Origin of the sequence: Streptomyces sp. KL109B (assembly GCF_030766935.1) — a bacterium.
Lineage (GTDB): Bacteria > Actinomycetota > Actinomycetes > Streptomycetales > Streptomycetaceae > Streptomyces.
Window position 1 is genome coordinate 369,711 of record NZ_JASERL010000005.1, and the last position, 18,062, is coordinate 387,772.

Consider the following 18,062-nt stretch of genomic DNA (forward strand, 5'->3'; position numbering starts at 1 on the left):
GCCGTGGGCTCGCTGACCACGACCCTCGCGCGCTGGGCCGCCGGCCTGCGCCACGACGACCTGCCGGAGCGGATCAGCGGCTACGCGACCAGCCAGCTGATCTCCCACCTCGCCGTCGTCCGCGCCGGTATGGCACACCCGTTGGGCCGGAAGCTGGTCGAGGCGTTCGGGCCCCCGACCACGGACGGACCGGACGGCCCGGACGACCCGGACCGCGCCGCGTACGTCCTGGCGGCGCTCTCCTCCTGCCTCTACTACGAGGACAGCATGTACGTGGGTCACGTGTCGCACTCGACCGTCGGTGTACCCCTGGCCTTCCGCCGTGAACAGCGGCTGACCGGGCGGCAGTTGATCGCCGCCGTGGTCGCCGCCAACGAGTGCGCGGCGCGGGTGACCGCCGCGGGCACCCTGGGTCCGTTCCGCGGTCAGACCGCGGCGCACGCCCAGTTGGTGGGTGCCGTGGCGGCGAAGTCGCACGGCGCGGGCGCCCCTGCCGCACAGTGGGCCGACGCCTGGGGGCTTGCCCTCGCCGCCCCGCCGTGGTCCTTGCGGCGCGCCTTCCTGGGCAGTGACGCCAAGGTGCTCTCCGCGTCCGCGCCCGTACGCATCGGCCTGGACGCGTGCCGGGCGGCAGCCGCGGGTCTGACGGGGGCCGCGGACATCCTGGAGCACCCCGGCGGCCTCCTCGCCAAGGTCTCCGACGCACCCACGCCCGAGGTCGTCACGGCGGGACTCGGCACCCGTTGGCACACCGAGACACTGTCGTTCAAGGTGCACCCGGCGGGCGCGTACGTCGACGCGGCCATCGACTGCGCCCGCGAACTCCACCGGCAACTCCCCCGGCAATTCCCCCGGCAGTTCCACGACGTGAACGAGCCGGCCGACATAGACGAGATGGACGGGATAGACGAGATAGACGAGATCGTGGTGCGTGCCGCGCGGCTGACCATGGTGATGGACCGCGAGTCACGTCCCTACCTCGACCGTGAGCGCTCCGCGATCCTGGCGCTCAACCTGTCCGTCGCCTACAACGTGGCGACCGCCCTCCTCACCGGCGGCGTCACGGTCGCCGACCTCACCGAACCGGCCACCGCCGACCCCGCGCGCTGGGCCCTCGCGGCGAAGGTCCGCCTCCAGTACGACCCCGAGCTGAGCCGCGAACTGCTGGGCGCCACCGCCCCGTTGGGCGAGGCGTTGCGCCAGGCCGGTGCGCGGGCGGAGGAGTGGTTCGCGGCGTTCTCCGGCTCCGGGAAGACACGCGTGGCCCTCCCGAAGGGGGACCCGAGCGTCACCTTCGAGGACGCCACGAAGGTGGTCGGCTCCCGCATCGACATCACCTTGCGCGACGGCCGCACCCTCCGCGCCCAGCGCGCGCACGCCGTCGGCTCGGCCGGTCCCGAGACCCGGCGCGACCACCGCGCCATCGCACTGGACAAGCTCGCGGCCACCGGCGCGCCCGCGGACGCCATGGCGGCGCTGCGGCACACGGCGTCGCTGGACGCGGCCGAACTCGACGCGGCGGTACGGGAGGTGCTGACCCGGTGACCACACCCCGGCCCCGGCCCCGGCCCCGGCCCCGGCCCCGGTCCCAACCCAGGCCCCAACGGCCCTACACAAGCGCCGCCTTCTTCGACGTCGACGAGACCCTCATCGCCGCGAAGAGCATGTTCCGGTTCCTGGAGTTCCACCTCGCGGAGATCGGCAGCCCGCCGTCCGCGTACTCGGACGTACTCGACGAACTGCGCGCCCTCGTCGCCGCGGGCACCTCCCGCGAGGACGTGCTGCGCGCCTACTACCGCGTCTACGCGGGACGGCGCGCCGCGGACCTGGCCGTCCAGGGCCGTGCGTGGTTCCGGCGCGAGCAGCGCGCCGGGGGCCTGTTCCTGCCCGCCAGCCTGCGGGCGTTCCGCGAACACCGGCGGCGCGGCGACCTCACGGTGCTGGTCTCCGGTTCCTTCGCGCCCTGCCTCGACCCGGTGGCCTCCTGGCTCGGCGCCACGGCCGTGGCGGGCACCCGGCTCGAAACGGTCGACGGCGTCCACACCGGCCGCGTACTCACGCTCATGCTGGGCCGGGACAAGGCCGACGCGATCCGGGCCGTCCTGCGGGGGCACGGGATCGCCGCGGCCGCGTGCAGCGCCTACGGCGATCACGTGTCGGACCTGCCGATGCTGCTGGCCGTCGGACACCCGGTCGTGGTCGGCGACGACCCCGAACTGCGCAGGCGCGCGGTGACCCACGGGTGGCGGCGGCTGCCGGGGCTGCGCGACGCCAGGAGCGGTCGGTGAGCGCGGAGGATGGCGCCGGAATCTCGCCAGCCCGGCCACGGGCCCGCTGGCATCGTCGATCCCACTCATGAAGTTGCCCGGAGGAGTCCCGACATGACAGACACCGTGATGTACGCGGCCGAGGCCGACGACCCCTATCTGCTGGGCGCGGGCGAGACCGCCCGGCTCCTGTCCGCCGCCCCGTGGAAGCGGCTCGCCGTGCTGGGTGACAGCGGCGCGGAGGGGGTGACCGAGGCGTTCGACGGCTACCGCTGCCTGCCGTGGAGCGAACGTTTCGTACCGGAGCTGCGGACCGTGTCGCCGGACCTCGAAGCCGTCAACCTGGGCCTGCGGAACCTCTTCGCGGCGCAGGTGCGCAAGACACAGCTGGCGCCCGCGCTCGCGTTCCGGCCGGACCTGGCGATCGTGTTCGCCGGGGGCAACGACATGCTGCAACGGCACTTCGACATCGACGCCGTCGCCGACGAACTCGCCGTCATCGTCGGCTCGTTGCGGGAGACCGGCTGCACGGTGCTGACCTCGGGCCTGTTCGACATCACGTCGTCGCCGTACGTCGACGAGCGGTACCGCGAGCCGATGAGCGAGCGCATCGCCGCGTGGTCGGAGCGGACCAAGCAGGTGTCGGCGCGGCTCGGCGCCGTCCATGTGGACCTGCCGAAGCACCCCGCGGGCACCGAGGCCATCTACAGCACCGACGGGCTGCACCTCAACGCCCGGGGCCAGGCCATCCTGTGCGCCGAGATCGTACGGACCCTCGCGGAACAGGCCCTGTAGTGTCCGCCTCCGTGACATCCGCCGGTTCGCGGGCGTACGTGGCGGCGACCAAGGACGACGTGCGCCGCATCGGGGGGTCCTTCATGAAGAGCCCCGAGGCCCGGCAGGCCGCCGAGGACCTGGGCCTCTCCGGCTTCGAGTGCTACTTCCGGGGGCGCGGCGGCGTGTTGGGCCCGATGGCCCCGGACGTCAGGGCCGCGGTCTTCGGCTTCTTCCCGGTGGAGTTCGTGCGGCGGCACTGCGGGGTGTCCGGGACGTCCTCCGACGCGCCGGACATCACGGACCGGTACGCGGAGGCATGTCGTGCGTGGGGCCGGCGGTGCCTCGCGGGGTTCTCGTCGGCCGACCGGCTCGCCGAGCTCCTGGAGGCCGTCGCCGACCGGGTGGACGCGCCGGGCCTGCCGCTGTTCGCCGGCTGGCGCGGCGTCGAGCGCCCCGCCGACGGTCCGGCGCGGGTCGCCCAACTCGCCCACGTGCTGCGCGAACACCGGGGCGGCCTGCACCTGTCGGCGGTGCTCGCCACCGGCCTGACACCGCTGGAGGCCACGCTGACCCGCGACAACGGACCGGCACGCGCCCGCTTCCTGGGCTGGGCACTCCCCTACCCGATCGTCGACGGGGAGACCCGCGCCCGGCGGGCCGCGGCGGAGGAGCTCACCGACCGGATGGCGGCGCCCGCCTACGGCGTACTGAGCGCGGCGGACGCCGACGAGTTGGGCGGTCTGCTGCGCGCCGCCTCGGCCCTGGCGATGTCGCGGCACCGGCCCGTCGTACGAGCCGGTGCCGCCACCACCTCAGCGCCGCTATGACGCGGCGTCAGGAACGGCTCTTCAGCAGACCGAGGATCCGGATCACCGCCGAGGCCGCGATCGCGTGCCCCCGGCCGTTGAGATACGGCGCGTTGGGGCTCCACGGGCTCGGCCCGGGGCTCACCGGGCGGCGCGCGAGGTCCACGTAGTGCGCGCCGTGCCGCAGCGAGATCGACTCGGTGCGCTCGGCCAACAGCCGTACCCGGTACCGCACTTCGGCCATGCGGGACGCCGGAGCACCCTCGGCCCTCGACATGTCCGGTACGCCCATGGTCAGCACCGCGCAGCCGGTCTCCCGCAGCGGCCCGATCATCCGGCTCAGCTCGATCTCGACGGCGTACGCGTCGAAGGAGTCGCCGAGCACGTCGGTGCCCCCGCAGGCGATCACCGCGAGGGTGGGCTTGAGGGCCAGTGCCCTGGCGAGCTGGCGGGCCCGCACCTCGGCGACCCGCAGATCGCGCCGGCCCAGATTGATGTAGGCGAGCCCCGGGCGCTCGGCGCGCAGCACGTCCGCCACGCGGTCCGCCCAGGGCCTGCGGCCGAATCCCTCGACGGGCTCCGCCGCCCCGCCCGCGGCACCGTCCCCGATCACCACCAGGCGACGCCAGGGCGACGGCGCCACCAGGCGCCGCGCCTCGGCCTCGCTGAGGCAGCTCGGATCGTCCACTTCCCGTACGGACTCCTCGCGCGCGCTCACCGTCATCCGTCCGCTCACCCGGCCACGCGCAGCGTCTCGGCGTCCGGCCCCGACCAGTCGGGCACGCCCTGGACCTGGAGCACCGCGGTCGTCCAGCAGTACCCGATGCCGACGCCGACCAGCAGCACGAGGTCCCCGCGCCGCAGTTGACCGGACTCGAAGAGGTATGTGAGGCCCGCGCACTGGTCACCCGCTCCGAGGTGTCCGGTACGCCGCCCCCACTCCCACACCGTACGGGCCGGGTCGATCTTCAGGGGGGCGAGCAACTGCCAGCTCAGCAGCGGCTTCCCGAGGTTGGGAAGGACCAGCCTCGCCATCTGGTCCATGCTCACGCCTGCCTCGTCGAGCACCTGCTCCACGTTCGCGACGAGCCCCTTCGCGAGCCGCTCCATGACGCTGTCCACGCCCTCCTGGCGTACGAAGCGGAGCTTGCGGCGGCGCAGGTCGAGCGGGGTTCCCGCGAGGTGCGGGGCGTCGGTGAACCCGCGTTCGGTGTCCCGGTACAGCGCTTCGAAGGAGGGGTCGGACGACGAGTGGGTGGCGAGGATCCGCGCGACGCCCTCGCCGCGCGCCGCCACCATCGCCGTACCGCCGTCCCCGAAGGCCAGGCCGAGGTCGCTGCTCCACCGGTCGAATCCCGGCGAACAGAACCGGTCCCCCGTGGTGAGCAGCGCCGCCGACGCCGTCCCCGCCAGCAGGTGGGGGACGGCCAGGTGCAGGGAGACCATGCCGCCGTCGCAGGCCTGGTTCAGCGCGACCGACGGCGCGTCGCCGCCGACGGTGTGCTGTTGGACGTACGTGGCGGGCGTCCACAGGTCCTCGCCCTGGTGGTACGTGTGGGCATGCAGCAGCAGCCCGATGTCCTCGGCGGGGCGTCCGCTGCGGGCAAGCGCCTGCCGCCCTGCGACCACCGCCATGTCGACGGCCGGTTCCCCGTCGCCGACGAGAACGGATACGAGTTCGTTGTCCTTGTACTCCTGTGAGGAGTACCGGTCTTCGCGGACGGCCGGCTCCGCCGGCTGCGGCGACGGCAGTCGCGTCCCCAGACCGGCGATGCAGATGTCGTTCCAGCGCACAGCTATCGGCTCCCTCAGTGGAATGACCCGCGGTCTTCGGGTAAGTCCTCGCGGTGGCCCCGCAGTTCGAGCACCATGCGCGCCACGTTCTCGATCGTGCGGAAGTTGTGGGTGCGCATGGCCTGCGCCGACACGGTCACGTCGTACCGCTCGCCCACGAAGCAGGTGAGCCTCGTCGTGTTCATCGAGTTGAGGATTCCCCATTCGAGCAGCGGGGACGAAGGGGTCAACTCGACGGAGGTGTCCCCTTCGAGGAATTCCTTGCGAATATAGGAGTCGATCTCGTTCATTACCGCCCTGAGTTCCATACGAGCAATGCGTCCTTTCCTTGTCCGCCTTTACGGTGTTTACGGTGTTTACGGTTACGTTTGCCGCTGCGCGTTCCGCAGCACCTGCCGGTCGGTCTTGCCGTTGCGGGTGCGGGGCAGTTCGGCCACCGTCCGCACCGAGTCGGGAATCATGTAGCGGGGCAGCCGCTCGGCGCAGTGCCTCTTCAGGGCCAGCAGCCCCGGGGGCGGTCCGGCCGCCGGGACCACGAAGGCGACGAGCCGCGCCGTCATGCCGGTCCCGTCCACGAGCACGACCGCCTCGCCGACGTCCGGGTGCCGGTCGAGGCACGCCTCGATCTCGCCGAGTTCGACCCGGTGCCCGCGCACCTTGACCATGTGGTCGCGGCGGCCGAGGTAGTCGAACCCGCCGTCCGCGCGCACCCGCACGATGTCCCCGGTCCGATAGGGGCCCCGCTGCGCGCCGCGGCCCCAGTAGCCCGCCATGACGGTGGGCCCTGCCACGACGAGTTCGCCTTCCTCGCCCAGGTCCGCGCGCCGCCCGTCGGGGGTTACCGCCCACGCCGCGTCGCCGGAGCAGGGCCTGCCGATCGGCACGGCGGCGCCGCGCTCGATGTCATCGGCGGTCACCTCGTGGAAGGTGCAGACGTTCGTCTCGGTCGGCCCGTACAGATTCAGCAGCCGGGCGTTCCCGAAGTGCCGGTACAAGGCGGTCAGGTAGTCCGTCCGGAAGGGCTCACCGGCGAAGAGCAGCACGCGCAGCGACGGGGGCGGCGGGTCGTGGCACAGGCCGCCGTGCCGGATCATCAGGATGAGGACGGAGGGCACCGAGTACCAGACCGTGATCCGCCGCGCGCGCAGGAACGCGCAGAGCTGCTCCGGCGCGTACGCCATCTCCGGCGGGACGAGGTGCACGGACGCGCCGGATTTGAACGCCACGTAGAGATCGAGGACGGACAGGTCGAAGCCGAACGGGGCGTGGTTGGCGAAGCGGTCCCGGCTCGTCGCCCCGATCTCGGCGGCGGCCCATTCGATGAACGCGAGGGCGTTGCGCTGGGTGATGCACACGCCCTTGGGTTCGCCGGTCGAGCCGGAGGTGTAGAGGATGTACGCGAGGTCGTCCGGCTCGACCGGTTCGAGGGGCAGCGGGGCCCGGCCGCCCGCGCCGTCCGTTTCTGGCTCTGGCTCCGGCTCTGGCAGGCCGTCGAGTACGAGGAGCTGGGGCGGTTCACCGCCCGCTTCGCGCAGCCCGGCGGCGCGCGCGGAGTCGGTGACGAGCACGGTGGCGGAGCAGCCGCGCGCGATCCGCCCGGTCCGCAGCGCGGGCATCGACCCGTCCACGGGCACGTACACGGCGGCGAGCCGCAGCGCCGCCTGCATGACGGCGACCGCGGTGACCGACTTGTCGAGCCAGATCACCACCCGGTCCGCGCGCCGCACGCCCCGGTCCCGGAGGAGGTGGGCGAGGGTGTCGGCGGCCCGGTCGAGCTCGCCGTAGGTGACGGTGCGGTCCGGGTCCACGACGGCCGGTGCGGCGCCGTCCCGGTGGGCGCTGTCTCTGACCAGCGACGCCAGGTTCACAACCCGATTCCCTTCGCGATGAGTTCGTGCTGGATCTCCGACGTCCCGGAGAAAAGCTTGGCGGGTATCGCGTCGCGCAGGATCTCCTCAAGCCCCTCGCTCACGAGGCAGCCGCGCGACCCGAAGATCTGGATGGCGTCGACCGCCGCCCGCACGGTGGCCTCCGAGATCGCGAGCTTGGACAGCGCGCTGTCCATGGGCCGCGCCTCGTCCCGGTCGAGCCGGAAGCAGGCCCGGTAGAGCAGCATGCGGCCGGCTTCGAGGCGCAGCTTCATGTCGGCGATCCGATGCGACACCGCCTGGAACTCGGCGATACGGCGGCCGAATTGGCGCCGCGCGCGGGCGTGCGCCACGCACCGTTCGACGAGCCGGTCCATCAGCCCGACGTACCCGGCGAACAGGCAGGCCCGCTCCCACGCCATCGAGTGCTGGAAGACGGCGCTGCCCTCGCCCTCCTCACCGAGGAGGTGGTCCGCGGGCACCCGGCAGTCCTCGAACCGGACGGACCCGGCCGCGCACGTGTCGAGCCCGATCTTCTCGAACGGTCCGTCCACGGACAGGCCGGGTGTGTCGCGCTCGACGACGAACGCCGAGACACCGAGGAAGCCCGCAGCCGGATCGGTCACCGCGTAGGTGACGAGGACATCGGCGTCCGGGGCGTTGCTGGCCCAGGACTTCACGCCGTTCAGTACGTAGGTGTCCTTGTCGCGGACCGCTCGCGCCGACATCGCGGAGATGTCCGAGCCCGCGCCGTCCTCCGTCATGGCGTTGGCGGCGATGAGCGTGCCCGCGCACAGGCCCGGCAACAACCGCTGCCGCACGGCCTGTTCGGCGTACGCCGAGATCGGTACGGCGCAGGCGAACTGGTGGGCGCTCGTGGCGAAGACGAGGCCGGTGTCGGCGCAGCCCCTGCCGAAGGCCTCGACGAGGTGCGCGGTGTCGAGCGCGGACCTGCCGCCGCCACCGTACTCGGCCGGTACGCACAGGCCGAGCAGACCCAACTCACCGCAGTGCCGCCACAGTTGGCGCACTCCCGCACCCACTCCCGCTCCCGCTCCCGCTCCCGCTTCCGCTTCCGCTTCCGTGGGGCGTGGCCGGTCGAAGCGTTCTCTGACGGCCGCGAGCATGGCGTCGTACTCCTTGGCCTGTTCGGGCTGCCACTCCAGAAACATCGGACCTCGCTGATGGGACTCGCTGTGGGACTCGCTGTGGGGCTCGCTGTGGAAACGGACAGTGCCTGGCCGGTGCGGCGTCGGGCGCTACCAGGTGACCGGCAGCTCCTCGATGCCACCGAGGTGGGCGTACGAGCGCCAGCGCAGGTCCTCGAAGGGCACCGCGAGCCGCAGTCCGGGCAGCCGCCGCAGCAACTCGCCCAGCGCGGCGACCAGTTCGACGCGGGCCAGCGACGAGCCGACGCAGAAGTGCGTGCCGAAGCCGAACGCCAGGTGCGGGTTGTTCTCGCGGTGGATGTCGAGGCGGTGCGGCTCCGCGAACACCGAGGGGTCCCGGTTCGCCGTGCTGATGGAGGCGACGACCGCGCTGCCCGCCGGGACCTTCCCGCCGCCCAGTTCGACGTCGTCGGTCGCGATGCGCAGGAACGAGCCGTCGCCCGGCTCGTTCATCCGCAGCAGCTCCTCGACGGCCCGCGGGACCAGCGCCGGGTCGGCGCGCAGCTGTGCGAGTGTCTCGGGGTTGCGCAGCAGTGTGACCACGCCGCCGCCCAGGGTGGTGACCGTGGTGTCGTGGCCCGCGAGCAGCAGGATCACGCCGAGGCTCACCAGTTCGTTCTCCGTCAGCGCCCCCTTGCTGTCCCGGGCGTGGACCAGGGCGCTCAGCAGGTCGTCCCCCGGGTCCTGCCGCTTGGCCTCGATGAGTGCGGACAGATAGGCGCGCATCTCGTTGTTGGCGCGGCCGACCTCCGCCAGCGGGTACTTCGCGTACGACATGAAGTGGTCGCACCAGCGGCCGAACTTGCCGTGGTCGGCGTAGGGCACTCCGAGCAGGTTGCAGATGACGCGCAGGGCGAGCGGCCGGCCGAGGAGTTCGTTCAGGTCGCCGGGCGGGCCCTTGGTCTCCATCTCGTCGAGGAGTTCGGCGACATGGCGCTCGATCTCGGGGCGCATGCCCTCGACGCGGCGGCGGCCGAACTCCCGGTTGATGAGTCCGCGCAGCCGCGAGTGGCGCGGCGGATCGATGCTGATGATGCTGTCCTGGTCGGGCTCGGCGAGCTGGGCGCGCGGGGCGCCGGGCTCGAACAGCGCGTCGCGGCTGAACCGCGGATCGGAGAGCACGGTCTTCACGTCGTCGTACGCGGTGACGAACAGCGCCGGGAAGCCGGTGGCCAGGGTGATGGGGCACACCGGTGCCTCCTCCTGGAGCCGCGTGTACTCCTCCGGTGGTTCGGTGACCGTTGCTCGCTGGACCGGATATGTCAGGTGCGGAAGCTGATCGGACACGTGCGGCAGCCCTTTCGCCGGTGCCGGGGAAGGCGCTTGTCAGGATGTGGCCTCACCGTGTCAGCCGATCCTGAGATGCCGCTGACACACGCCTGGCGTGTATGACCGCAGGGGCGGGGCCGGTCTCACGTAGGTATTCGTTCAACCGGCCGTTACGGATTGGTGGTTCGGGCGGCCCAGAGGTGCTGCACGGCGTACGACCGCCACGGCCGCCAGGCTTCGGCCCGCTCCTCGTACGTCCCCTCCTCGTACGTCCCCTCCTCGTACGTCCCCTCCTCGTACGGATCCGGTCCGGCGGGGACGGAGACGTCCGGGTCGCCCAGCGCCCGCATCCTGATCGCGGCGGCGGTCCGCGGCCCGACGCCGTCGACCTTGAGCAGCTGCCGGGTGGCCTCGTCGCGGTCCACGCCGACGCCCAGGTCCAGGTCGCCGCAGGCGAGTGCGGTGGCGATCGCCTTGACGCGGCTGCCGCGCTCCGGGGTGTCCGCCAGTTCGCGCGGCGGGAGCCCCGCGAGCGTGTCGACCGCCGGGAACGCGTGCGTGACGCCGCCGAACTCCCGGGTCAGCGGCTTGCCGTAACGGGCCACGAGCAGCGCCGCTTCGGACCGTGCCCGTTCGGGTGCGGCGTCCTGGGCGAGCACCTCCCGCACGGCGCACTCGGCCGGGTCCGCGCAGCCGGGCACCCGACGGCCTGGCAGGCGCGCGACGAGCGGGGCGAGCAGCGGGTCCCTGGCGAGGACCGCGTCGACGGCGAGCGGGTCCGCGTCGAGGTCGAGCAGGTCGCGGCAGCGCTGGACGGCGGCCGTCATGTCGCGCAGGTCCTGGAGGTGCAGCTCGCACTCCACGAAGCCGCGGCCCGGCGGCTGTTGGGTCCGGCCCGCGGGTTTGCCGTCCGGGCGGGAGAGGGTGGCGACGGCGGTGCCGTGCGGGAGGGACAGCGCCCGGTGGTAGCCGCCGTCGGCGTACTCCTCGATGCCGGGAACGGCCTGCGCGCCGAGGTGTGCGAGGAGCGCGTCCACGTCCAGCGGGGTGCGGTACGGCAGTTGGATCCGGATGCCGCTCCCCCACGCGCGCGCGGGCGAACCGGCGCGCGGCGCGCGCTGGGTCACACGCTGCGCCGCACGGGCCCGCAGCTGGGTCGGCGGCATCGAGAACACCGTCCGCATGGTGGCGTTGAACTGCCGGATGCTGGAGAACCCGGCGGCGAACGCGATCTCGCTGACGTGCAGTTCGGTGGTCTCCAGGAGGAGTTGTGCGGTACGGGCCCGCTGGGCGCGGGCGAGCGCGAGCGGGCCCGCGCCGACCTCCGCCACGAGCTGCCGCTGGAGCTGGCGCTCGCTGTAGTTCAGCCGGGCGGCGAGGCCGCCGACGCCCTCCCGGTCGACGAGCCCGTCGGCGATCAGCCGCATGGCGCGGCCGGCCAGGTCGGCCCGGCTGTTCCACTCCGGCGACCCCGGGGTGGAGTCCGGGCGGCAGCGCTTGCAGGCGCGGAATCCGGCGGCCTGCGCGGCGGCGGCCGTCCGGTAGAAGCGCATGTTGGCGCGCTTGGGGGTCATGGCGGGGCACGTCGGGCGGCAGTAGATGCCCGTACTGGCCACGCCGATGAACAACCGGCCGTCGAAACGGCTGTCGTTGCTCAGCGCGGCCCGGTAGTAGTGCTCAGCGTGTTCCGCGTCCCTCATCCGTCCACCATGGGCCCGGCCGCCGGGACGGTGCCAGCAGGAATCCGACATCAACGTCGGTGCGGTCGTCGGTATCGACGTCGGTGTCAACGTCGGTGCGGCCCGTCCGTGGGTCAGATTCCGGTCTCGGCCGCCGGTGCGGAGGTGACGCGGGCCTTCGGCCGGGGCGCCGGTTTCAGGGAGAGGCCGAGCCCGGCGATGCCCGCCGCCGCCGAGGCCAGCGTGCAGAACAGCAGCACATGGACGTACGGGGTGGTGGTCGAGAGGTCCGCCCCGCTGAACAGCGAGGCCAGCACGGCGATGCCGAGCGCGGCGCCCACTTGGCGTGCCGCCATGTTGAGTCCCGTCGCGCCCGCGAACTGCTCGGGGGCCACCGACAGGGCCGCCGCCGTGGAGACGCCCGCGCTGACCGCGCCCATGCCGAAGCCCGAGACGACGGTCGCCGGCACCCACAGGTCCAGCACCCTCGGCTCGGCGGGCAGCGCGGCGGCCAGCCAGGCCCCGCACCCCACGATGAGGACGCAGCCGCCGACCACCATCGCCCGCGGACCGGCGCGCTCGCCGAGCACCCGACCGGCGCCGACGGCCGCGAGCGCCGCGAAGACCGCACCGGGACTCACCAGGAATCCGGCCTTCAACTCCGAGTACCGCCACACGTTCACGAGGTACAGCACCCCGCACAGCAGCCAGGCGTACAGCGTCGCGCCGAAGCAGAGCGACACGACGTTCGCCAGGGAGAAGGTCCGGCTCCGCCACAACGTGGTGTCGATCGCCGCGACCTGCCGCGTACGGGCGCGCAGCACACCGTAGGCGAGCACGGCGGCTCCGGCCGCGAGGCTGCCGAGCGTGCGCGGGGCGTCCCAGCCCCAGTCCGTGCCCTGGGTCACGCCGAGCACCATGCCCCCGACTCCGGCCGCCAGGGCCAACGCGCCCATGACATCGGGGACGCGCCCGCCGGCGAGCGTCCCGGACCGCCGGACGGCACGGGCACCGATCATCAGCGCGATCCCGAGCGGCACGTTGATGAGGAAGACGGTGCGCCAGCCCGCCGCGTCGATCAGTACGCCGCCGAGGCTCGGGCCGACCGCGGCTGCGATGGAACCGGCGGCGCTCCACAGTCCGATGGCCGCCACCCGGCGCGCGGGCGGGGTGTCGAAGAGGATCACGGCGAGCGAGGCGGGGATCATCGCCGCCGCGCCCGCGCCCTGAACCGCGCGGGCCACCAGGAGTACGGGCAGGTACGGCGCGACGGCGCACAGCAGGGACGCCACGGTGAAGACGCCGACGCCCACGCTGTACAGCGCCCGCCGCCCGATCGCGTCCGCGAGCCGTCCCGCCGGTGCGAGGAGCGCCGCGAAGAAGATGGCGTACAGCGTGATGACCCAGGAGAAGTCGGCGATCGACGCCCTCGGGAAGGTCTCGCGCATGTCGGCGATCGCCAGATTGGTGATCGTCGAGTCCAGGATCGCCAGGAACATGGCGCCGGACGCGAGCACGGCGATCGTCGCGTAGCCGGTCTTTCGCGTGTCGGGCATCGCCAGTGACCTCCAGAGGATCGCGTGCGGCGGCCGTGCCATCGTGGCGAGCCCGGCACCCTCCTGTCTGGCAGGTTTCGGTCGCCAACATCCGCTGTGCGGCGGGGTGTTGGCGCGCGCGTGGGTGACGGGACGTCACTGGCATCGCGGTCTCAGCGGCGTACCAGTGCCGCCTGCGACTGTCTCTCCCCGAGGCTTCCGAGACGAGGACGCGGGAAGGCAGGGGCGACATGCCGGCACCTGGATGGGCGCGGACGGCGCTGATCGTCGTGAACCCCGCGGCGGGCGGCGTGAACGCGCCCCTCGTCGACGAGACGACGCGCTGCTGCGCCCCCTGCGTGAAGTGGGACCTGGTGCGGGCGCGGGACCGCGCCGAGACGGCGGACGCGGCGGCGAAGGCGTACGAGAACGGTGTCGACGTGGTCGTGGCCCTGGGCGGCGACGGCACGGCGCGCGACGTGGCGTCCGGAATCGCGCGCCGGGGCGGGGTCGAGGGCGGCACCGCCATGATCAACCTGCCCGCCGGTACCGGTAACTCCTTCTACCGCGAGATCTGGTCGGACCGCCCCTGGCAACAGGCCCTCCGCGCCGCGCTCACGACGGAGCGCCCGCGCCTGCGCAGGGTCGACCTGGCCCGGATCGTCGAACTGGACACCCTGGTGCTGCTCGGTGCGTGTTCCGGTCTCGTCGCCGAGGCCCTGGTGACGGCGGGCCGACTGACCGACGTACCCGGCCGGGACCGGTACCGGCAGGCCGTCGCACGGACTCTGCGGACCTTCCGGCCGTACCCGGGCCGCGTGAGCGTCGACGGCACGGTCGTCCACGAGGGCACGGCGGTGCTGGCCAACGTCGGCGGAGGCCGCTACCGCGGCGGCCAGTTCAAGCTGCTGCCGCACTCCGAACTCGACGACGGCCTGCTCGACGTCTGCGTCGTCGGCGGCGAACTCGACCCCGCGGCCCTCCCCGGCCTGACGGCCGACGGCAGCCATGTCGACCGCCCCGAATCCGTCTACGCCAGAGGCCGCCGCATCACCCTCGAACGCACCGACGGCGCCCCCCTGGCCTTCGAGCACGACGGCGAACTCCCCGCCACCGACGCCACCCACTACACGCTGGAGGTACTCCCCCACATCCTCCCCGTCCTCGCTCCACCCCCCACGCACCGGAACTCGTACACGCACACGAAAGGCTGGTCATGAACGTCACCGACGGGACGTCGGGGAACACGAGCTGGACGTTCCCCGCAGCCGGCGACAACTTCTTCACCTGGGACTACGACGCGGGCCGCGAACGGCTGCTCAGCCTCTACCAGAAGGGCAAGGACAAGCAGTGGGACAGCACCCGGCGCATCGACTGGTCCCTCCCGGTCGATCCGTACGACGCCCTCGGCACCCCTGAGCGGACGCTGGCGCTGTACGGCTCCCGGCAGTACGCGAAGCTGAACGAACGCGAACGCCAGGAAATGCGCCGCCACATGGCCGCCTGGGAGTTCAGCCAGTTCCTGCACGGCGAGCAGGGCGCCATGATCTGCTCCGCCCGCATCGTGCAGTCGGTCCCCGACATGGACTCCAAGTTCTACGCCGCCACGCAGGTCGTGGACGAGGCCCGGCACGCCGAGATCTTCACGCGCTTCCTCGACGAGAAGATCGGCCTGTCCTATCCGATCAACCCACACCTCAAGTCCCTCCTGGAAGACGCCCTCAACGACTCCCGCTGGGACCTGCCCTACCTGGGCATGCAGGTCCTCATCGAGGGCCTCGCCCTGGCCGCCTTCGGCATCCTGCGCGACCGCACCGACAAGCCCCTGCCCAAGCAGATCCTGGCGTACGTCATGCAGGACGAGGCCCGCCATGTCGCCTTCGGCAGGCTGGCGTTGCGCGACTACTACGCCGAGCTGTCGAGCAAGGAGATCGCCGAACGCGAGGAGTTCGTCATCGAGGGCTGCCACCTCATGCGGGACCGCTTCCGCATGCAGGAGGTGTGGGAAAACCTCGGCTACGACATGAAGGAGTGCATGGAGTACATGAACCGGGGGCCGCGGATGCGCGCCTTCCGTTCCCTCCTCTTCGCGCGCATCGTGCCTTGCGTCAAGGACATCGGCCTGTGGAGCCAGTCCGTACGCGACGCCTACTCCGACATGGGCGTCCTGGACATGGCCAACAGCGACCTCGTCAAGCTCATGGAGTCCGACGAGCTCCAGGCCGACGAACTCGACCGGGAACGCCGCGAGACACTCGCCCGCACCGCGGAGGTCGAGGAGAGCATCGCCCTCGGCTCCGAGACACCACTGAAGTAAGTACGTGCATCTACCTCCCACTCAGGCGGTACCCATGTCCGTGACACCTCTCAGGGCCGACCCGGCCGCACGCTCACGACCAGCCTTCCTCGACGACTACGCCCCCACCCGGTTCCGGCGCCGGCTCAGCCCGCTGTCCCGGCTGCCGCACACCGGACGGATCGGCGAGGCATGGCATCTCGCCGCGCGCCGCGGCAAGTTCGGCCCGGTGATCGTCGACCGCGCGCCGGACGTCGACCCGGACGGCCCGCTGGTGCGCAGCTACGGACAGTGGGCGTCCCTGGTGGACGACCTCGCCGCGCGGCTGCACGCGCTGGGTGTCCGCGCCTGGGACCGGGTCGCCGTCGTCAAGCGCAACCACCTCGACGTGGCCCTGCTCGCCTCCGCCGCCGCCCGGATCGGCGCGATCCCCGCGCTGATCACCGACAACCATCCCGCCGACACGCTCACCGTGCTCCTCGAACGCCTTGAACACCCCTTCCTTGTGACAGATCGTCAGTCACTGGACCGGCTGGCCCAGTCCCTCGACGAGGACGGCCTGGCCCGCCTCACGGTCCGTACGACCTGCTTGGGCACGCCGCCCGCGGACCGGCCCGACGTGGTGCCGTTCGCGGCCCTGTCCGGCGGGCCCGCGGCACCGGTCGCGATGCGCAAGCCGCACGAACCCATGGTCATCACCCACACCTCCGGCACCACGGGCATCCCCAAGCTGGTGCTGCACTCCGCCCTTTCCCTCTACTCCCTCGGCCTGGTCGAGACCGAGCGCTGGCCCCTCATCCGGCTGCGCGGGAACGACACCGTGGCGTTCTGCCACCCGTACTCGCACCAGCGCGTCATCACCGGCCTTCTGCCCCTGACCACCGTCGGGCCGAAACTCCTCATGCTGTCCGACCCGGAGTCGCCCCAGGCGCACGCCCTGTTGGCCGAGCACGCGCCGACGCTCGTCGAAACCCTCCCGAACGCGTTCCTGGCCTGGGAGGACCTGACCCGTGACCCACGGCGGCCGTTCCGCGATGTCCGTCTCTTCATCAACTCCTTCGACGCGATCCACACCCGCACCGTGCGGGCCTTCCTCGCCGCCACCGATCGCCGGCTGCCCGTCTGGGTGCAGTCGTGGAGCCAGACCGAGGCCGGGGCCGTCGCCATCCGCCCGTATCTGCGCGGCTCGGTGAAGCGGCGCGGCAACCGCCCACCGCCGACCCAGGATCTGGGCTGGCCGGTCCCCGGGTTCGGCAAGGTGCGCGCGGTCTCGCCGGACAACGGTGAGCCGGTACCTGCGGGCGAGGTGGGGCTGATCCAGTTCTCAGCGCCAGGCCGCTGCCTCGGCTACGTCGGCGAACAGAAACGGCACACCGACAAGTGCTCCGGCCCCTGGTGGAACCTCGGCGACATGGCGATCATCGGCCGCCGGGGTTCGGTGCGGCTGATCGACCGCGAAGTCGACCGGATTCCCGGTACGAGCGCGCTGGAGATCGAGGACCTGCTGCTCGACCGGCTGCCGCAGACCACCGAAGTGGTCGTCCTCGCCGTCCGCGACGGCAGCCCCCAACCGGTGCTCAGCCTGCGGGAGGGCTGTGCCCTCGCCCCCGAGCAGTGGCGCCGGGCCACGGCGGACCTGCCCCCGATGGCGGCCCCGGTCCAGATCCGCTGGGACGAGTTCCCGCGCACGGCGACGTGGAAGATCCGCCGCACCATGCTGCGCGAACAGCTGCTCTCCGGAGCCGCCGGAATCGGATACGGGCGGTGGACGTGATGGATCTCCCCCAGGACGTGCCATGTTGATGAACCGGATCGAGAAGGCCGCCATCGACAACGCCGGCCGTCGAGCACTTCAACGTCACTACGAAACCCCCAAGTTGTTGCGAATGGCAGGGGGACCCCTGCCTCCGGGCGCACGCGCCGTCGAGATCGGCTGCGGCCCCGGCTACGGGACCCGGCTGATCCTCGACCGCTTCCGCGCCGCCCAAGTCGACGCCGTGGACCTGGATCCCGACATGGTCGCCAAGGCCCGCCGCCGACTCTCCCGGCGCCACGTCGGCCGGGTCCGGCTCGCCGCGGGAGACGCCACGGACCTGCGGTCGGCCTTCGGCGCCGCCGACGCTTCCTACGACGCCGCCTTCGATTTCGCGATCATCCATCACATCCCCGACTGGCGGGCCGCGCTGGCCGAGCTCGCCCGTGTGCTCAGGCCGGGTGGCCTGTTCGTCTTCGAGGAGGTCACGGCGCACGCCCTGGCCAGGCCCAGCTACCGGCTGTTGTTCGACCACCCCACCTACGACAGGTTCACCGCCGACCAGTTCCTGCCGGAGCTGCACCGGCACGGTTTCGCGGTGCGCGACGCCCTGACCCGGATCAGCGGCGACTACCTGCTCGGAGTCGCGGAGCGCCGGGCCGCAGCCTGAGCCTGAGACGGCCATCTCAGCGCCGTGCAAGGCGCACCTGCCAAGCTGTTGTTCGTCGCCCCCTCCGGGGGTAACTGGAGAGATACCCATAGCGGCCCAATGGGGATCGGAGTTCGCCTCCGGTCAGGGGCTCTGCCCCACGCAGGTTCGAATCCTGCTCTCTCCGCCACGCTGTGCGC

16 protein-coding genes and 1 tRNA gene are annotated in these 18,062 nt (G+C 72.2%); 9 read left to right on the plus strand and 8 right to left on the minus strand.

Annotated features, from left to right (window positions below; translation table 11 throughout):
- The first annotated feature begins 3 nt into the window (after positions 1 to 3).
- From RBJ65_RS19700 to RBJ65_RS19715, 4 genes are all read left to right on the plus strand, one after another.
- Entirely contained in the window at positions 4 to 1,545 is a 1,542-nt protein-coding gene (locus tag RBJ65_RS19700; RefSeq protein WP_306317513.1) for an MmgE/PrpD family protein, read from the plus strand.
- Positions 1,542 to 2,288 carry an HAD family phosphatase gene (locus RBJ65_RS19705; RefSeq protein ID WP_306317514.1) on the plus strand — a complete coding sequence of 249 codons (747 nt, stop codon included), beginning with the start codon at positions 1,542 to 1,544 and terminating at the stop codon, positions 2,286 to 2,288. The genes RBJ65_RS19700 and RBJ65_RS19705 overlap by 4 nt, the downstream gene beginning before the upstream one ends.
- A 93-nt stretch (positions 2,289 to 2,381) precedes the next feature.
- Positions 2,382 to 3,062: an SGNH/GDSL hydrolase family protein gene (locus RBJ65_RS19710; protein ID WP_306317515.1), complete on the plus strand. Its 681-nt coding sequence runs from the start codon at positions 2,382 to 2,384 to the stop codon at positions 3,060 to 3,062.
- 11 nt (positions 3,063 to 3,073) lie between these two features.
- Positions 3,074 to 3,871: a hypothetical protein gene (locus RBJ65_RS19715; RefSeq protein ID WP_306317516.1), complete on the plus strand. Its 798-nt coding sequence runs from the start codon at positions 3,074 to 3,076 to the stop codon at positions 3,869 to 3,871.
- Between the two features lie 7 nt (positions 3,872 to 3,878).
- On the opposite strand, the gene RBJ65_RS19720 is transcribed toward RBJ65_RS19715, so the two are convergent.
- From RBJ65_RS19720 to RBJ65_RS19755, 8 genes are all read right to left on the minus strand, one after another.
- Entirely contained in the window at positions 3,879 to 4,574 is a 696-nt protein-coding gene (locus RBJ65_RS19720; protein WP_306317517.1) for an SGNH/GDSL hydrolase family protein, read from the minus strand.
- Between the two features lie 8 nt (positions 4,575 to 4,582).
- Complete coding sequence (locus RBJ65_RS19725; protein WP_306317518.1) at positions 4,583 to 5,644, minus strand: ketoacyl-ACP synthase III family protein; 1,062 nt, start codon at positions 5,642 to 5,644, stop codon at positions 4,583 to 4,585.
- Between the two features lie 14 nt (positions 5,645 to 5,658).
- Positions 5,659 to 5,934: an acyl carrier protein gene (locus tag RBJ65_RS19730; protein WP_306317519.1), complete on the minus strand. Its 276-nt coding sequence runs from the start codon at positions 5,932 to 5,934 to the stop codon at positions 5,659 to 5,661.
- Between the two features lie 72 nt (positions 5,935 to 6,006).
- Positions 6,007 to 7,512, minus strand: a complete 1,506-nt coding sequence (locus RBJ65_RS19735) for an amino acid adenylation domain-containing protein (RefSeq protein ID WP_306317520.1) — start codon at positions 7,510 to 7,512, stop codon at positions 6,007 to 6,009.
- On the minus strand, positions 7,509 to 8,684 hold the full coding sequence (locus RBJ65_RS19740) for an acyl-CoA dehydrogenase family protein (RefSeq protein ID WP_306317521.1): 1,176 nt from the start codon (positions 8,682 to 8,684) through the stop codon (positions 7,509 to 7,511). Before RBJ65_RS19740 ends, RBJ65_RS19735 begins: the two co-directional genes overlap by 4 nt.
- An 87-nt stretch (positions 8,685 to 8,771) precedes the next feature.
- Entirely contained in the window at positions 8,772 to 9,968 is a 1,197-nt protein-coding gene (locus tag RBJ65_RS19745; protein ID WP_306317522.1) for a cytochrome P450, read from the minus strand.
- A gap of 152 nt (positions 9,969 to 10,120) precedes the next feature.
- Positions 10,121 to 11,650 carry an AlkA N-terminal domain-containing protein gene (locus RBJ65_RS19750; protein WP_306317523.1) on the minus strand — a complete coding sequence of 510 codons (1,530 nt, stop codon included), beginning with the start codon at positions 11,648 to 11,650 and terminating at the stop codon, positions 10,121 to 10,123.
- Between the two features lie 113 nt (positions 11,651 to 11,763).
- On the minus strand, positions 11,764 to 13,185 hold the full coding sequence (locus RBJ65_RS19755; protein ID WP_306317524.1) for an MFS transporter: 1,422 nt from the start codon (positions 13,183 to 13,185) through the stop codon (positions 11,764 to 11,766).
- Positions 13,186 to 13,415: 230 nt separating this feature from the next.
- Here RBJ65_RS19755 and RBJ65_RS19760 point away from each other — a divergent pair, with 230 nt between their 5' ends.
- The 5 genes from RBJ65_RS19760 to RBJ65_RS19780 all read left to right on the plus strand — a co-directional run bounded on the left by RBJ65_RS19760 (position 13,416) and on the right by RBJ65_RS19780 (position 18,052).
- Entirely contained in the window at positions 13,416 to 14,384 is a 969-nt protein-coding gene (locus tag RBJ65_RS19760; protein ID WP_306317525.1) for a diacylglycerol kinase family protein, read from the plus strand.
- The gene (locus RBJ65_RS19765; RefSeq protein ID WP_306317526.1) at positions 14,381 to 15,481 is read left to right on the plus strand and encodes a ferritin-like domain-containing protein; all 1,101 of its coding nucleotides are present in this window, start codon (positions 14,381 to 14,383) and stop codon (positions 15,479 to 15,481) included. Before RBJ65_RS19760 ends, RBJ65_RS19765 begins: the two co-directional genes overlap by 4 nt.
- A gap of 34 nt (positions 15,482 to 15,515) precedes the next feature.
- Positions 15,516 to 17,234 (plus strand): class I adenylate-forming enzyme family protein, encoded by a 1,719-nt coding sequence (locus RBJ65_RS19770; RefSeq protein WP_306317527.1) that lies wholly within the window; start codon positions 15,516 to 15,518, stop codon positions 17,232 to 17,234.
- A gap of 28 nt (positions 17,235 to 17,262) precedes the next feature.
- Entirely contained in the window at positions 17,263 to 17,883 is a 621-nt protein-coding gene (locus tag RBJ65_RS19775; protein ID WP_306317636.1) for a trans-aconitate 2-methyltransferase, read from the plus strand.
- 76 nt (positions 17,884 to 17,959) lie between these two features.
- Positions 17,960 to 18,052, plus strand: a tRNA-Arg gene (locus RBJ65_RS19780).
- The last annotated feature ends 10 nt before the right edge of the window (positions 18,053 to 18,062 follow it).

What these genes read in the sequence shown, in the direction of transcription:
- RBJ65_RS19720 (WP_306317517.1), bottom strand. Translation starts at nt 4,574, where the DNA reads ATGACGGTGAGCGCGCGCGAGGAGTCCGTACGGGAAGTGGACGATCCG.
- RBJ65_RS19730 (WP_306317519.1), bottom strand. Translation starts at nt 5,934, where the DNA reads ATGAACGAGATCGACTCCTATATTCGCAAGGAATTCCTCGAAGGGGAC.
- RBJ65_RS19755 (WP_306317524.1), bottom strand. Translation starts at nt 13,185, where the DNA reads ATGCCCGACACGCGAAAGACCGGCTACGCGACGATCGCCGTGCTCGCG.
- RBJ65_RS19765 (WP_306317526.1), top strand. Translation starts at nt 14,381, where the DNA reads ATGAACGTCACCGACGGGACGTCGGGGAACACGAGCTGGACGTTCCCC.
- RBJ65_RS19740 (WP_306317521.1), bottom strand. Translation starts at nt 8,684, where the DNA reads ATGTTTCTGGAGTGGCAGCCCGAACAGGCCAAGGAGTACGACGCCATG.
- RBJ65_RS19775 (WP_306317636.1), top strand. Translation starts at nt 17,263, where the DNA reads ATGAACCGGATCGAGAAGGCCGCCATCGACAACGCCGGCCGTCGAGCA.
- RBJ65_RS19710 (WP_306317515.1), top strand. Translation starts at nt 2,382, where the DNA reads ATGACAGACACCGTGATGTACGCGGCCGAGGCCGACGACCCCTATCTG.
- RBJ65_RS19750 (WP_306317523.1), bottom strand. Translation starts at nt 11,650, where the DNA reads ATGAGGGACGCGGAACACGCTGAGCACTACTACCGGGCCGCGCTGAGC.
- RBJ65_RS19760 (WP_306317525.1), top strand. Translation starts at nt 13,416, where the DNA reads ATGCCGGCACCTGGATGGGCGCGGACGGCGCTGATCGTCGTGAACCCC.
- RBJ65_RS19770 (WP_306317527.1), top strand. Translation starts at nt 15,516, where the DNA reads ATGTCCGTGACACCTCTCAGGGCCGACCCGGCCGCACGCTCACGACCA.